The 15,058-nt window shown below is 65.9% G+C and carries 15 protein-coding genes and 2 pseudogenes; 11 read left to right on the top strand and 6 right to left on the bottom strand.

Annotated elements, in window-relative coordinates; genetic code table 11:
• Nucleotides 1–55 precede the first annotated feature (55 nt).
• Together HAP54_RS35740 and HAP54_RS35735 are read right to left on the bottom strand one after the other, a co-directional pair.
• Nucleotides 56–967 (bottom strand): amino acid ABC transporter substrate-binding protein, encoded by a 912-nt coding sequence (locus HAP54_RS35740; RefSeq protein ID WP_166295139.1) that lies wholly within the window; start codon nt 965–967, stop codon nt 56–58.
• Between the two features lie 106 nt (nt 968–1,073).
• Nucleotides 1,074–2,000 (bottom strand): DUF3280 domain-containing protein, encoded by a 927-nt coding sequence (locus tag HAP54_RS35735; protein ID WP_166295137.1) that lies wholly within the window; start codon nt 1,998–2,000, stop codon nt 1,074–1,076.
• A gap of 236 nt (nt 2,001–2,236) precedes the next feature.
• On the opposite strand from HAP54_RS35735, the pseudogene HAP54_RS35730 reads away from it, so the two are divergent.
• A pseudogene (locus HAP54_RS35730) lies at nt 2,237–3,677 on the top strand (histidine kinase).
• Nucleotides 3,674–4,336, top strand: a complete 663-nt coding sequence (locus HAP54_RS35725) for a response regulator transcription factor (RefSeq protein ID WP_166295135.1) — start codon at nt 3,674–3,676, stop codon at nt 4,334–4,336. Before HAP54_RS35730 ends, HAP54_RS35725 begins: the two are co-directional and overlap by 4 nt.
• A 14-nt stretch (nt 4,337–4,350) precedes the next feature.
• Here the strand turns inward: HAP54_RS35725 and HAP54_RS35720 are convergent, their stop codons facing one another.
• The 3 genes from HAP54_RS35720 to HAP54_RS35710 are packed head-to-tail and all read right to left on the bottom strand — an operon-like array spanning nt 4,351 to nt 7,254.
• Nucleotides 4,351–5,523, bottom strand: coding sequence for an MFS transporter (locus HAP54_RS35720; RefSeq protein ID WP_166295133.1), 1,173 nt, complete (start codon nt 5,521–5,523; stop codon nt 4,351–4,353).
• Nucleotides 5,523–6,890, bottom strand: coding sequence for an NAD(P)-binding domain-containing protein (locus tag HAP54_RS35715; RefSeq protein ID WP_166295132.1), 1,368 nt, complete (start codon nt 6,888–6,890; stop codon nt 5,523–5,525). Before HAP54_RS35715 ends, HAP54_RS35720 begins: the two co-directional genes overlap by 1 nt.
• Before the next feature lie 46 nt (nt 6,891–6,936).
• Nucleotides 6,937–7,254, bottom strand: coding sequence for an ArsR/SmtB family transcription factor (locus HAP54_RS35710; RefSeq protein WP_166295130.1), 318 nt, complete (start codon nt 7,252–7,254; stop codon nt 6,937–6,939).
• A gap of 128 nt (nt 7,255–7,382) precedes the next feature.
• Between HAP54_RS35710 and HAP54_RS35705 the strand changes: the two genes are divergently transcribed.
• The 9 genes from HAP54_RS35705 (at nt 7,383) to HAP54_RS35665 (ending at nt 13,884) form a co-directional block, all read left to right on the top strand.
• Nucleotides 7,383–7,745: an ArsR/SmtB family transcription factor gene (locus HAP54_RS35705; protein WP_029080834.1), complete on the top strand. Its 363-nt coding sequence runs from the start codon at nt 7,383–7,385 to the stop codon at nt 7,743–7,745.
• Between the two features lie 57 nt (nt 7,746–7,802).
• Nucleotides 7,803–8,504, top strand: coding sequence for an aquaporin (locus HAP54_RS35700; protein WP_166295128.1), 702 nt, complete (start codon nt 7,803–7,805; stop codon nt 8,502–8,504).
• Entirely contained in the window at nt 8,501–8,902 is a 402-nt protein-coding gene (arsC, locus tag HAP54_RS35695; protein WP_166295126.1) for an arsenate reductase (glutaredoxin), read from the top strand. Before HAP54_RS35700 ends, arsC begins: the two co-directional genes overlap by 4 nt.
• A 107-nt stretch (nt 8,903–9,009) precedes the next feature.
• Nucleotides 9,010–9,159, top strand: coding sequence for a hypothetical protein (locus HAP54_RS35690; protein ID WP_166295124.1), 150 nt, complete (start codon nt 9,010–9,012; stop codon nt 9,157–9,159).
• A 763-nt stretch (nt 9,160–9,922) separates the two neighbouring features.
• A complete protein-coding gene (locus HAP54_RS35685; RefSeq protein WP_166306714.1) occupies nt 9,923–10,549 on the top strand; it encodes an HAD family hydrolase in 627 nt (208 codons plus the stop codon).
• Between the two features lie 25 nt (nt 10,550–10,574).
• The gene (glp, locus tag HAP54_RS35680) at nt 10,575–11,786 is read left to right on the top strand and encodes a gephyrin-like molybdotransferase Glp (protein WP_166295122.1); all 1,212 of its coding nucleotides are present in this window, start codon (nt 10,575–10,577) and stop codon (nt 11,784–11,786) included.
• A 232-nt stretch (nt 11,787–12,018) separates the two neighbouring features.
• Entirely contained in the window at nt 12,019–12,723 is a 705-nt protein-coding gene (lexA, locus tag HAP54_RS35675; RefSeq protein ID WP_166205352.1) for a transcriptional repressor LexA, read from the top strand.
• Nucleotides 12,724–13,065: 342 nt separating this feature from the next.
• On the top strand, nt 13,066–13,494 hold the full coding sequence (locus HAP54_RS35670; RefSeq protein WP_166295120.1) for a hypothetical protein: 429 nt from the start codon (nt 13,066–13,068) through the stop codon (nt 13,492–13,494).
• Between the two features lie 162 nt (nt 13,495–13,656).
• The gene (locus HAP54_RS35665) at nt 13,657–13,884 is read left to right on the top strand and encodes a hypothetical protein (protein WP_166295119.1); all 228 of its coding nucleotides are present in this window, start codon (nt 13,657–13,659) and stop codon (nt 13,882–13,884) included.
• A 96-nt stretch (nt 13,885–13,980) separates the two neighbouring features.
• Here HAP54_RS35665 and HAP54_RS35660 read toward each other — a convergent pair.
• Nucleotides 13,981–15,054 (bottom strand): annotated as a pseudogene (locus tag HAP54_RS35660) (ComEC/Rec2 family competence protein); the annotation flags it as partial.
• Between the last annotated feature and the right edge of the window lie 4 nt (nt 15,055–15,058).

Here is a 15,058-nt window from a genome sequence, read left to right as displayed (position 1 = left end):
GACGCATGGCGCGGAGTTTTCCATTCCGCGCGTTCGCGTAACCCGCTGGTCCAAGCTACTTCGCAACCTCGTACACATCAGGATCGAAACTCGAGCTCGGATGGGCAAACGCATTGCGCAGCGCCGGCGAGATCGGGACGTTGTAGTTGATGCCGTTCGGCGGGGTCGGCTGCTCCAGCCACCTCTTGTACATGACCTCGATCTCCGGGCTCGCGTAGAGCTCCGCCGTCGCGCGGTCGGCCAGTGCTTTGAACGGCGCGTCCTCCCGGCGCAGCATGATCCCGAACGGCTCGGCCTTCGAGAAGGCCTCCTCGCTGATCATGTAGAGCGCCGGCTGCTTCGACCGCGCGATCGCCACGGCGAGCTGGACGTCGTCGAGCGCGTAGGCCTGGGCGCGATCGGTCTCCAGCATCAAAAACGCTTCGGCCTGATCCTTGGCCGGGAGAACGGTGATGCCGAGCTTGCGCTCGGTATTGACCTTGATGAGCTGGGTGAGGTTCACCGAGCCTGCAACGGCGGTGACCGACTTGCCTTTGAGCTCGTCGATCGTGTTGATACCGGCCGATTTCTTGGCGGCAAAGCGCGTCGCGCTCAGGAAGTGCGAGTTGGTGAAGGTCACCTGCTTCTGGCGCTCCGCGCTGTTGGTGGTCGCCGAACAGTGCAGGTCGATCGTGCCGTTGACCATCAGCGGGATGCGGTTCGACGAGGTCACCGGGAGATAGTCGACCGCGATATCCGGCATGCCGAGCTCCTTCTTCACGGCATCGACGATCTTGAGGCAGATATCGAGCGCAAAGCCGATCGGCCGCTGATTGTCGTCGAGATAGCTGAAGGGAACGGAGGCCTCCTGAAAGCCGAGCGTGACCTTCCTGGTCTCCTTGATCTTCTGCAACGTGCCCGACAGCTCTTCGGCGGCCACGGGGCTCGCGGCGAACATGAGAGCGAAAAGGACGGCGGGCAAACGCATCGGCGGCTCCTGTGCGGGGATCAATGGCGGTAATAGCCCACGCACAGGCCCGGAGGTAGATGACGATGTGTCTAGCAGTTATCGCGCTTTGCGATGGTCCGACTGACTATCGCTGCGCCCCGCCCTCGAGCAGCCGGTCGCCGACCAGACGGACCGCGCCGCGGGTCCAGGAATAATCGGCGCCCATCCGCAGGCCGCTGTCGCCGCGTGAGAGGACCGTGCCGCTGCGGGCGTCGCGCAGCTGGAAGCCGAGCGTGTATTCGGTCCGGCTGACCCGCCTGATCACGCCGATCAGCGCTTGATCCGCGCCGAGCTTCTGCGCAATCGCGGCCTCGCAGCCGTCGCAATCGCGCAGCGCACGCGCCTTGACAGGCTCCGCGGTCACGCCGCCGGTATCGACCAAGCGGTAGCGGCCCGACTGCGCAAGCCGGTCACGCACGCCCCTGGTCACATCGGCCAGATAGGCTGCATCGGAGCCGGCAAGGCCAGACGCCGGTGCCGCGGTGGTGTCCTCGAGCTCGAACTCGAACACCGCAAGCCCGATTGGCGCAGCAGTGGCGGTCGCTTCTGGCGGCAGCGCGGCCGCAAGGGCGCCACGCACCTCGCGCGACAAGAACATCGCCGCGTGGTCCCACGCCTCGTCATTGTCGCCACGAAACGTGTAGAGCCTTTCGTACAGCACACGGGTCGCGCCGGCATCGATGACGGCGACCTTGGCCCACTGCACCAGCGTGCTCGTCTTCTGCACGCCGCCGATAACCTTGATCCGCGCCTCGTCCGTGGCCGAAACCAGGCGATAGCGCGGCTCCGCGGCGACATCGGCGCGCAGCCTCCGCATCAACGCATCCAGCCGCCGCTGGTGCGCAGCGGTCTGATCGATGACCTCGCCCGAGGTGTCGACATAGCTGAAATCGTCGATGCTGACGCTGAGCGGGGACGCAGCCGCTGGGCCGGTCTCGGCGCGCAGAGGACAGCTTCCGGCGAGCAGGCCGATCAGGGCAAGGGCGTGCAGAGCGAGACGGGACTGGCGCATGTATCCGGGCCTTTCGGGTGCTGGTGCGGCGGGTCGGTCGCAGCCTAGGCCGGCTGGCCTCTACGCCGCAGCGGAGCGGCTCCCGGCCGGTGCCGGGAAAATTTCACGACGATGGTCCACAGCCAAAGAACACCCAAGGCGGCGCTTCTCGACGCTCCCGTTCTGCCGTTTAATGTGCGTGACGGCCCTGCCCGCCACCGGGCGCCGAGGGCCGTCTGCGACACGAGGATGCGCCGATGTGGATTTGGTCCGGAAGCGATCTTAAGCTGCGGCTGACCTTGCGCGTGGCCGCCGTGTCGACGCTGTGCTTTGCCGCCATCTCAGGCTACTTCCTGATCGACTCCGACCGCGCGGCGCGCGCCAGGATCGCTGCCGTTGCCGATGTCGCCGCCAGGACGCTCGAGCTGCAGCAGAGCAAGATCCAGTGGCTGAACAATCCGCGCGCCGAATTTCCCGATCTCGACAGCATTGCCGCCACGGTCATGACGCCGGGGCTCTGCCTCGCATTTCGCAGCCATAGCGGCGAGATCAGCCAGCGCTTCTGCGGCGGCGCGCAGACCGACACGGCCGCGCCGCCGCTGGCCTTTGCGGCGCTCTATCGCCGCCTGTTCGATCCCGGCCGCGAGGCCGTGCGCCCGGTGGTGTCGCGCGGCAACGATCGGCGAGGCTGTGGCCTGGGTCGATCCGGCGGTGCCGACCGCCGAGGCCTGGCACGATGCCGGCCGGCTGATGGCGGCCTTCATGATCGCGCTGCCGCTGCTCTGCGCCCTGGTCTACGCGGCGCTGTCGCGCGCGCTGCGTCCGACGCTATTGATCCGCGACGGGCTCGAGCGGATCGCCGCAGGCGACCTTGCCACGCGGCTGCCGCCGTTCGATCTCGCCGAACTGTCGGCGATCGGCGACGTGTTCAACCAGCTCGCCGAGCGCCTCGCCGCCGCGCTCTCCGACCGCAACGCGCTGACGCAAAAACTGATCCTGGTGCAGGACGAGGAGCGCCGGCATCTCGCGCGCGAGCTGCATGATGAGTTCGGGCAGTCGCTGGCCGCCATCCGCGCGCTGGCCGCCTCGGCGCGCCAGACCGCGGCCCAGGATTGCCCAACCCTGCTCGCCGAATGCGACGGCATCGCGCGGACCGCGACCGACATGATGGAGACGTTGCGCGGCGCCCTCTTCAGGTTGCGGCCGCCCGATGTCGACGAACTCGGACTTGCGGCGAGCCTCGAGGGCCTGATCGCCGGCTGGAACGGCCGCAGCCGGGGAGCGCCGCGGTTCGAGATCACCATCTCGGGATCGTTCGAGCGCCTTCCCTCCTCTGTCAGCGCCAATCTCTACCGCATCGTACAGGAGGCGCTCACCAACGCGGCCAAGCACGCCGGCGCCACGCGCGTGATGCTGCGGCTTCAGATGCGCGAGGCGGCGCCTAGCGGCGACAGTGAAATCACGCTCGCGATCGACGATGATGGCCGGCCCGGCGATCCCCAAGGGAATCCCCAAGGCGATCTCAAAGGCGATCCCCAGTTCAAGTTCGGCATGGGCCTGCTCGGCATGCGCGAGCGGGTCGCTGCGCTCGGCGGGCGGCTGAGCTTCGAGGCCGGACAGCCCAACGGCTCTGCGCTCCGCGTCATCGTTCCCGTCATTGCCAGCCGGGAGGCCGCACCCGTGGACCGCGCGGCATGAGCAATCCGGTGCGAACCATCATGCTGGTCGACGACCACGCCGTCGTTCGCGAGGGCTACCGGTCGATGCTGCAGAAGCAGCCCGGCCTCTCCGTCGTCGCCGAAGCCTCCAACGGCGTCGAGGCCTACCGCCTCTACAAGGAGGCCGAGCCCGACCTCGTGATCATGGACCTGTCGATGCCCGGCATCGGCGGCATCGAGGCGATCCGGCGCCTCAGGCAGTGGGACAAGCGTGCAAAGATCCTGGTGTTCACCATGCACCAGAATGCGGCCTTTGCCGTGCAGGCGATCCGCGCCGGCGCCAGCGGCTATGTCACCAAGACCAGCCCGCCGGAGACGCTGGTGCACGCCGTGATGGATGCGCTGTCAGGCAAGATCGCGATCAGCCCGGATATCGACCACGAGCTTGCGCTCAGCCACCTCGCCGGCGAGACCGCAGCCGCCGACCTGCTGACCGCGCGCGAGTTCGAGGTGATGCGCATGCTGCTCGCGGAAAAGACCACCGACGAGATCGCCGCGGCGCTGCACGTCAGCCCCAAGACGGTCGCGAACCTGCATTCCCTGATCAAGGACAAGCTCGGCGTCGGCACCGATATCGAACTGGTCCGCCTCGCGCTGCGGCAAGGCATCCTGACGCAGATCGATCTCGCCGAACGCTAAGCCCGCGGCGGCGATCATTCCGCGGGTGCGGATGCACGTGCCGAAGATGTGCGAGGCAGCAACGCCAGGGCGATAAGTGCCGACAGGCTGAGCCCTGCCGACACCACGACCACCGCCCGTCCCATCGGCTCGATCAGGAGCCCAAACGCCAGCGGAGCCAGCGCCTGGCAGATGCGGGACGGTGCCCCGATCAATCCGAGCCGGTAGGCATAGTTCTCCGATCCGAAGATCGCGAGCGGCAGCGTTCCGCGCGCAATCGTCAGAATGCCGTTGCCCGCGCCGTGCAGCAGCGCGAACGCGGCGGCGGCACCGCCGCCGAAGATGCCGATCACGCAGGCCCCGATCGGATGGGTGATGCAGGCCAGTCGCGTCGAGAGCAGCGGATGGAATCGACTGAGCAGGCTCGCCTCGAGAATGCGCGCACCGACCTGCGCCGGACCGATCATCATCTCGGCGAATACAGCCTGCGCCGGCGTCGCTCCGAAGGTTTCCACGATCCGCGGCAGATGCGCGGCCATCGCCGACGTCACCGTCCAGGCGGCGGCGAATGCGAAAGAAAGCACCACCATGGTCCGGTCGATCGGAATATGCGGTTTTGCGGGCGTGCCTTGCGAAGATACCGAACGTAGCGTGCGCGGCAGCAGCAGATTGAGCGGCAGTCCGATGACGAGATGCGCAATCGCCCAAGCAAAGCAGGTCTCCCGCCAGCCGATCGTGGCGAGGCCAAGCGAACTCAGCGGCCAGCCAACCGTGCTGGCGAATCCCGCAATCAGCGTGATGCCCGTGATCGAGGCCCGCGCATCGGCGCCATAGATGCGTCCGAGCGTGCCGAATGCCGCATCGTAGAGCCCGAGCCCCATGCCGATGCCGAGCAGCAGCCACGCCGCCGACATCGTCCACACCGATCCGGACACGCCGAGCAAGGCGAGCCCGGCGGCGAGGACGACGTTCGACGCACAGAGCACCTGCCGCCCGCCGACGCGATCGATCTGGCGGCCGACCCGCGGGCCGAGCAACCCGGAGATCACAAGCGACGCCGAGAACGCCGCAAAGAACCAGTTGCTGGAAATCCCGAGGTCGTGCGCGATCGGATCGGCGAGGATCGCGGGCAAATAGTAGCTCGACCCCCAGGCCAATGTCTGGGCCGTGCCGAGCGACGCGATGATGGTCAGTCGACTGCGGTCCATCAGGAACAGCCACAACCGGTGCGACCCGCCGCCTTGGCGGATGCGTCATCCGCGCAGCAAGCGTCGGCTTGAACAGGAGCCGGACCACCGCAACAGCCGCTCGCAGCGCCACCGCCTTCGACGCCCCCGCGCCTACAGACACCTGTCTCGGGCAGTTCCAGCTCCACGCGTTCGGCCGCCTCGCGATCTCCCGCGATATCGGCGGCGATCGAGCGCACCTGCTCGTAGCCCGTGATCATCAGGAAGGTCGGCGCGCGGCCGTAACTCTTTATGCCGGCGAGGTAGAGGCCGGGATCGTCCTGAACCAGTTCGCGCGCACCATGCGGCCGCACCGTTCCGCAGGAGTGCTCGTTCGAATCGATCAGGGGAGCCAACGCCGTCGGCGCTTCGATTGCCGGATCGAGGCGCAGACGGACCTCGCCGAGGAACGACAGATCGGGACGAAAGCCGGTGGCGACGATCAATTCGTCGACAACGATGCTGCGTCCGCAACAGGCCGCGGATGTCGCGATCCGGACCCGGCCATCCAAGCTGCCGATCGCGGCGACCGGAAAGCCCGCCTCGACCTGAACACGGCCCGAGGAAACCAGCGAAGCAAAGTGCGCGCCCAATTCGCCCCGGGCGGCCAATTTGTCATTCGCGCCACCACCAAAGGCTTTCGCAGGGTTGGTGCCGCGAAGCAGCCAGATCGGACGCGTGCCCGGCGCCTGCTCCGCCAGCATCGTCAAATCGATCAGCGTGCCGATCGCGGAATGCCCGGCCCCCAGCACGGCAACCGCCCTGCCCGCATATCGGTCCCGGTCCTTGCCGAGCACGTCAGGCATTCCGTAGGTGATATTCCCTTGGGCCTCGCGCTCCCCGATCGCGGCAAGCCCGTTTGCACCAGCCGGGTTCGGCGACGACCAGGTGCCGGAGCTGTCGATCACGGCGTCGGCGTGGATCGTCTCGGGACCTCTGCCGTTCTGATAGCGAATTTCGAACGGCGCCTTTTCGCGGTCCTTCGTCTTGGCCTTGTCAAAGCCGGCGCGCGACACCGCGGTGACACGGCTCGACGTCCGGATCACGTCCTTGAGCGGCGTCCGGGTCGCGAGCGGAATGAGATACTGATCGAGCAGTTCGCCGCCGGTCGGGTACACCTTGGGATCGGGCCGATTCCAGCCGATGTCAGCAAGCAGCCGCGCGGCGGCTTGATCCACATTGTATTCCCAGGGCGAGAACAGCTGAACATGCTGCCATTGCCGAACCGCATGGCCGGCCCCGGCCCCCGCCTCCAGCACCACCGGCGTCATGCCGCGCTCCATCACATGCGCCGCCGCCGCAAGGCCGACCGGACCCGCTCCGATGATCGCGACCGTCTTTGCTGGCATCTGCTCATCCCGTCTTTCTGGAATTATGGAATGACCCGACAAAAAATCAGGCCGCCGTCTGCGCCGCGTTGCATTGCGATTCCTCGGCGCAACACTCCGCCACGAGGAAATCCACCAGGGCTTGCATCGTGGCGTATTCGGCGTGGCAGACCAGCGTGGTCCCCTCGCGCAGCTGCGAGATCAGGCCAACGGAGACCAGTGCCTTGACGTGATGCGACAGCGTCGACGCCGGAATCTTCAGCCGCTCCTGCAGGCGCCCCACCGGCATGCCGGCATGGCCGGCGCGGACAAGGGCTCGGTAAATCTTGAGCCGGGTCGGATTGCCCAGCGCTTCCAGGCGTGCTGCCGCGTCGTCGATCTTCATCCGCAAAGCATGCGTCCTCGCCCGACCTCCATCAATCGATATTTCTGGAATATTCGAAATACATGATGCAGCCGTTTGAAGCGGAATCCCGCGTGACCTCAATGCGATATTTCCATAAATCTGGATATATGGAAACAGAAGAAGCAGTGCTGGCTCTCGCCGCACTTTCGCAACCGACCCGGCTGGAGGCGTTTCGGGCGCTCGTCAAACACGAGCCCGAGGGACTCGCGGCCGGCGACCTCGCCCGCCTGCTGGAGGTGCCGCAAAACACCCTGTCGGCGCATTTGTCGATCCTCACCCGCGCACGCCTGGTCACCTCCGAAAGGCGAAGCCGATCGATCGTCTATCGCGCCAACCTCGACGAGTTTCGCAACGTCGCGGTGTTCCTGCTGCGCGATTGCTGTGACGGACGGCCGGAGATTTGCGCGCCGGTTGTCGAGAGCTTGCAGCCATGTTGCCCACCGCAGCGAAAGGAGCGGACGCGTGGCTGAGCAAGGCGCGATCGATTTCGCCGGCCGCGCAATTCATCCAGAGCCCAGGGCCAATTGATGGACACGTTCGACCTCCCCCGGCGCCTTGCGGCCGAGGCGCTCGGCACCGGCATTCTCGTTGCGACCGTGGTCGGATCCGGCATCATGGCCGAAACCCTGACCAAGGATGTCGCTCTTGCGCTTCTCTGCAACACGTTGCCGACAGGGGCGATCCTCGTCGTCCTGATCACCGTGCTCGGTCCGATTTCCGGTGCCAATTTCAACCCGGCCATTACGCTCGTCTTTACCGGCCGGCGCGAGCTGCCGGTGAACGAGGCCGTGCTCTACATCGCAGCGCAGATCGCAGGCGGCGCCGTCGGCACGATGGCGGCACATCTGATGTTCGCTCATCCCTTGATCGACCTGTCGATGAAGGTCCGGACCGGCGGAGCGCAGTGGTTTGCGGAAGCCGTGGCCGCCTTCGGCCTGGTCGCCACCATTCTGGCCGGCATCCGCTTTCAGCGCGCGGCCGTTCCCTGGCTGGTCGGGCTCTACATCACAGCCGCCTACTGGTTCACGGCATCGACGTCGTTCGCCAATCCGGCCGTTGCGATCGCACGCTCCCTCACCAACACGTTCGCCGGTATTCGGCCCATCGACCTTCCGGGGTTCATTCTCGCCGAGCTCTGCGGCGCGATGGCCGGCATGTTGCTGATGAACTGGCTGCTCGGCCGTCCCAAACTGTCCGGCGGCGTTGCCATTGCGGAGACACGACCATGACCGTCACGATTTATCACAACCCGGATTGCGGCACCTCGCGCAACACGCTCGCGATGATCCGCCAGAGTGGCACCGAGCCCGTCGTCATTGAATATCTCAAGACGCCGCCGTCGCGCGAAACACTCAAGGAGCTGATTGCCGCGATGGGAATCTCGGTGCGCGCCCTGCTGCGCGAAAAGGGAACGCCTTACAAGGAGCTCGCTCTCGACCAGCCGAAATGGACGGACGACGAATTGCTCGATGTCATGCTTGCGCATCCCATTCTCATCAATCGTCCGATCGTGGTGACGCCGAATGGTGTGCGGTTGTGCCGGCCGTCAGAGGCCGTCGTCGACCTTCTGGACGCTCCGGTTGGACGGTTTGTGAAGGAAGACGGCGACGTGGTCGAGGCGCGGTAAGCGGCCGAGGCCCCATGGCAACCCAATTGAGAGGGTCTTCCCATCGGTGGTTCCCCGGACAAGGCACAAGTTTCCTCGGAAGGAGCCGGAACGGACACGGACCCACGTTGGTTGAACAGATTGATTTTCGAAAAGGGAGCGTCATCACCGTGACCCGGAAAACCTTACAGGCACGCTCCGAGCAAGCGCTCGTCGTCATCATTCTCAGCACCGGCGCGCTCATCGCCTATTTCGGTCTGGCGCTTTCGAGGATGTGAAAGGGCGGCTCCGAAGTAGCTTGATGCGCCAAGGCCGGTGCCCCTGCCACTGAGTTGCCCGACGGCGCAAGCCCCTCGCGCAAAGATATTTCTGTTTATCGGCACACCCAACTCAGTGTATGAATTGTCCCGTCTCACCCGATCGAGGGGCGCTGCGCATCGTCACGGGTGTTGCGGTGAGATGCGGTGGACGCCGATTGCGCGACTGACGAGTGTGCATGAGGCGGACGGTGAAGTCGTGTGGTCCTGACGCCCTAGTGGCCGGTGTCCCCTTGTGAGACGCAATTGCGTCTTGCGAAGGCGGTGACAAAAAAGCCAAGTCTCGCCGGGGAGAGCACGAAGTAAGCCGTAACCCATCGCGCAGGGAAAGCCGGATTGCTCCGGTTACACCTGTGGTCCTACCCCCGGTGCTTTTTGTTGCACCGGACCCATGGGTGCGATCGGCACCCGGCTTTCCCTGCGCCCTCTGATTTTAGAGCGGCGAAACGACAGGTAAGACTCGGGCAAATCATGTCGCGAGAATGCGGAACTGTATCTCCGTCCTCACTGTCATCGCCCGGCTCGACCGGGCGATCCAGTACGCCGCGGCTTCTCGGCTCACACACCGGCGTCTCTGGAATACTGGATCACCCGCATGCGCGGGTGATGACACCGCGCAAGAATGGACCGAGCCGGAATGAACGTCAGCACCCTGGTCGCATGCCTGCCGCACAAATCGGGGACATTGCCGCCTGCCCGCAATTTTCGTACATGGTTTCACGCAATGACCTCGCAACTCACCCCCGACTCCGCCGACGTGCTGCTGTTCGATATCGGCCGCGTCGTGCTCGATATCAGCCTCGACAAAGCGATCACGCACTGGGCACAGCATGCCGGTTGCGCGCCGGCCGACCTCGCCGGCCGTTTCGTCGTCGACGACAGTTACAAGCATCACGAGATCGGCCGGATCGACGACGCGGCGTTCTTTGCGAATTTGCGCCAGTCGCTCGGCGTCGAGCTCACCGACGCGCAATTCCTCGAGGGCTGGAATTCGATCTTCACCGGCGAGATGCCGGGCATCGCCCCCCTGCTCGCGGCCGCCGCCAGACGAATGCCGCTCTACGCCTTCTCGAACACCAACCCGGCCCATGTCGCGCATTTCTCGGTCGCCTATGCCGAGCTGCTCAGCCACTTCCGGACCGTGTTCCTGTCCTCGAGCATCGGCCTTCGCAAACCCGACGCCGCGGCCTACGATCATGTGATAGAAGCGATCGGCGTGCCGGCGTCGCGGATCCTGTTCTTCGACGATCTGGCTGCCAATATCGAAGGTGCGCGGGCGCGCGGCCTTCAAGCCATCCACGTGACATCGACGGATGACGTGGCAAGGGCGCTGACCGCACTTGGTATTTGACCATTTGCCTTGAGGAGTTTTGCGCGTGGCCCTGATGCCGGTTGCCGATGCCCTGTCCGCCATTCTTGCCGGTGCCGAACCGCTGCCGGGGGAGATGGTCGCGCTCGATGCCGCCTACCATCGCACGCTGGCGCACGACCTCGCGGCGCGCCGCACCCAGCCGCCGGAGCCGATGTCGGCCATGGACGGCTACGCGGTGCGCGCCGCCGATGCGGCTGATCTCAAGTCCCGGCTCAAGGTGATCGGCGAAGTCGCCGCCGGCCGGCCGTTCGAGCGGACGCTCAGTGCCGGCGAAGCGGTGCGGATCTTCACCGGCGGCGTCATCCCCCATGGCGCCGATGCCGTCATCATCCAGGAAGACACCCGGGTCGATGGCGACCACATCTCGATCACCGAGGCAGCGAGCCCGGGACGGCACATCCGCCCGGCCGGCGTCGACTTCCGTGAGGGCGACCTGCTGCTCAACGGCGGCAGCCGCCTGTCCGACCGCGCGCTCTCGCTCGCGGCCGCCATGAATTATCCGGAACTCGCGGTGCGCCGCCGCCCGAAGGTCGCGGTGCTCGCCACCGGCGACGAACTGGTGATGCCGGGCTCCCAGCCCGGCCCCGGCCAGATCGTCTATTCCAACGGCTATGCGCTGCGTGCGCTGGCGCGCGCCGAAGGCGCCGAGACCGTCGATCTCGGGGTGGCCGCCGACACGGTGGCCGCGACCACGGCCGGTATCCGCCGGGCGCGGGAGGCCGGCGCCGACATCCTGATCACGACCGGCGGCGCCTCGGTCGGCGACCACGATCTGGTCAAGCAGTCGCTGGAGGCCGAGGGCGTCGCGATGGCGTTCTGGCGGATCGCGATGCGGCCCGGCAAGCCGATGATGCACGGCCGGCTCGGGGCCATGCGGGTGATCGGCCTGCCCGGCAATCCGGTGTCGTCCTATGTCTGCGCCTTCCTGTTTCTGGTGCCGTTGATTCGGGCTTTGAGCGGCCGGAACACGATCCATCATGTCCGCACGACCGCCCTGCTCGGCCGCGACCTCGCCGCCAACGACCAGCGCGAGGACTATCTGCGCGCGCGTCTCGAGGAGCGCCAGGACGGCGCGCTGATCGCCACGCCGGTGATGCAGCAGGATAGTTCGCTGCTCGGGAATCTCGCTGCGGCGCGGGCACTTCTGGTACGTCCGCCGTTTGCGCCCGGCGCCGCCAAGGGCAGCGAATGCGAGATCCTCACACTGCCCGACTGAGGTTTTCGCGGGCTGCCGATTGCGCGCCGCCTGATGCGTTCACCGGAAATTAAGTGGTTGCGGAACACATATCGAACATATAGTGTCCGTTCATGATTTGTTTCGAGTACTGGTGTCTACAATCGGGAAGCCGCTAGGGAGCATTGCGCTCCCGAGATCAGGCCCCGTCTGAAAGGCCCCACCTGAAGAGTCTCGGAATCGAACGACGCTATCAACCGGGGGAATGCTCGAGATGCTCACGCGCAAACAGTACGAACTTCTGCGTTTCATCAATGAACGTCTGAAAGAGGCCGGCGTGCCGCCCTCCTTCGACGAGATGAAGGATGCGCTCGACCTGCGCTCGAAGTCCGGTATACACCGCCTGATCACTGCGCTGGAGGAGCGCGGCTTCATCCGCCGCCTGCCCAACCGCGCCCGCGCCATCGAGGTCATCAAGCTGCCCGAACTGGCCGCCGGCGGCGGCAACGGTCGCCGCGGCTTCACGCCGAGCGTCATCGAAGGCACCCTCGGCAAGCGCAGCAGCACGCCGCCGATCGCCGAGGACGACGGCAACCGTCCGGTCGCCGTCCCCGTGATGGGCCGGATCGCGGCGGGTACGCCGATCGAGGCGCTGCAGACCCGCAGCCACACCATCAGCGTGCCGCCCGATATGCTCGGCTCCGGCGAGCACTATGCGCTGGAAGTGCGCGGCGATTCCATGGTCGACGCCGGCATCCTCGACGGCGACATGGCGCTGATCCAGCGCAACGACGTCGCCAACACCGGCGACATCGTGGTGGCGCTGATCGACGAGGAGGAAGCCACCCTGAAGCGCTTCCGCCGCCGCGGTGCATCGATCGCGCTCGAGCCGGCCAACACTGCCTATGAAGTGCGCATCCTGCCGCCGAACCGGGTCCGCATCCAGGGCAAGCTGATCGGGCTGTATCGCAAATACTGACGGCGGCGGAGCATGATCCGGAAAAGTGCGGAGCGGTTTTCCGAAAAGATCATGCTCGAACAGACATATGGAGCGGGATGACGATTCGAAGAAAAGTCATCCCGATCCGGGAACGAGCAACAGATCGGATCGTTCCTTGGAAGATAGTGCGACGTGCGGACCACCTAGGATGCGCCCTGATACCTCTCGCGCATTGTAGCGCGTTTGTGATTGAGGCGTTCGACGGCCAGTCGTACAATCGCCCAGAAACGAGCAGACACTCGTTTGCTATCGTCCACTCTGGTAGAGGCCTGCGCCTCAAGGAGAGGCACGGGTCGCTACCTCGAAAAGAGGAGCCATCCGATGTGTGACTATAGTCTGCACGCCGTGGCATCGCGCCCCGCCATTGTCGGAGAGACGCTGATCACCACGACTTTCCGCGGCACGTCGACCCGCGGCTTTGCTTCGGAGAACGATCCCACTGTCGCGGTCTGCATGCTGCCGGGCACCGAGCTCGCTTTCGCCGAGAACGTTCGCTACGACAGCCGCTGGATCTGGACCAAGACTATGAATTTCCGCGTCGGCGTGTTCAACGAAGTCGAGCCCGACGTGCCCGATCGCCATCATGACGCGGTCGAATTCCCCGACGGCAGCCACGTTCTGGTGACCCAGCTCGTCGAGGGACAGCGCGTCAGCGTGCTGCAATTGCCGGCACTGCATCCGCCGGTCGAGCACAAGCCGAAGGTTGTGGAGAGGCGGCCCTCCGCATTCGCGTCGCTGTTTTTGGGTTGAGCGCATCGTCGCCGCGGAATGAGCCATTCGGCGGCGGATGACCTTAGGCGATTTCGAGCGACCCCGGATTTCCGCTTCCGGGGCGCAGCAGGAGATTTGCGTCGGCGAGCGCCTTGGCGCATCATCGCGTACGGAGGACGTGCACTCACGGAAACCTGCGCAGTGGTCGACAAGGTCACATGGCAAAAGGCTGGACGCGTCACCGAGCCGGGCCGCTACATGTTCCGGTTCGGCTGGCTGACAGTGACGGCCGATGATCTCAAGGTCTGGGAGCAGTTTCCCGAGGCCGTCTTCACCCTCGTCAAGAAGCCCGACGCCGGCCCCGATTCCGACGAGTACCATCTCGGCCTGTTCGAGCTGCCGACCGGCCCCTCGCCCGGCAACGGCTGAAGCGTTTTCGAGCGAAGTGGACACCGGTTCGCGTGAAGAAAACGCGTGAAAACAAGAAACTAGAGTTTTGGTTCTGATTAAATCAGAACCAAAACTCTAGTCGTCGCCCTGCAGGTCGGTCTCGGCCGGGGTCGCATCGACTGCGCGCCGCGGCGCGTCGGCGGGTGTGCGGAGGACCGTCTCGCTCTCACCGTCACCGGGAACCGCCGGCGACCACGGCCGGTCGATGCCGCCGGGCTTCACCGCGTCAATGGCGTAGCCGGCGCTGGTCCGCCGCAGCACCAGCGCACCGTGGCTCCGCAGCCGCTCGGCATCGATCACCGAGGCCGCGCAACCCTGCGGCGCCGGCCGCGCGGTGACGATCAGCGCCGCCCGCTCGCAATCGTCGGCCAGCGCCTCCGGCCGCATCGCCAGCGCGACGAAGGCGCCGCCCGGGCCCTGGGTGACGCAGCCGCTCGGATCGCAGGAGACGCCCCCGCCGAGCGACGCATCGGCGGCGGTCCGCGCATCGGCATCCGCCGCCAGCCATTCCTTGACCAGGAATGCATCCTTCGCGCTATGCATCAGATGCAGCCGCCCGTCGCCGCCGCGCACCGCGACGTTGCGGCCGTCGGCAGAAATCAGCACGTCCGGCAGCGGCACCCGCACCGCCCAGACCGTGGCCACCACCAGCAGCACCGCGCCGGACCAGCGCAGCGGCGTGCGCAGCAGCCCAAGCAGGATGATGCCCGCGCTTGCGACGATCAGCGGCCCGATGCCGAACGCCGCCATCCGCCCCACCGCGCCAGGCAGCGCGGCGACCCATTGCGTCACCAAAATCATCCAGTCGATGCCGAAGCCCATGATCGCCCAGAACACGCCATCAAAGCCGAACGGCATGGCGAGGAGGCCGAGCAGGCCCGCCGGCATCACGATCGCCGACACCACCGGCATCGCCGCCAGGTTGGCGAGCAGCCCGTAAGGCGTCACGCGATGGAAATGGAACGCGGCGTAGGGTGTCGTCGCCAGCCCCGCCACCAGCGAGGCCAGCATCAGCATCGTGAGCTCACGGCCGCCCCACAACGCAACCCGCGCGGTCGCCGAATGGTCGGGCGAGGCCAACAGGTTAGGCAGCCCGATCTGCACCAGCGCCACCAGCCCGAGCGTCGCGGCAAACGACATCTGGAAGCTTTGA

Origin of the sequence: Bradyrhizobium sp. 2S1 (assembly GCF_011516625.5) — a bacterium.
Lineage (GTDB): Bacteria > Pseudomonadota > Alphaproteobacteria > Rhizobiales > Xanthobacteraceae > Bradyrhizobium > Bradyrhizobium septentrionale.
The sequence above is the reverse complement of the archived record's forward strand: the minus strand, read 5'-3'. Positions and strand labels throughout refer to the sequence as shown.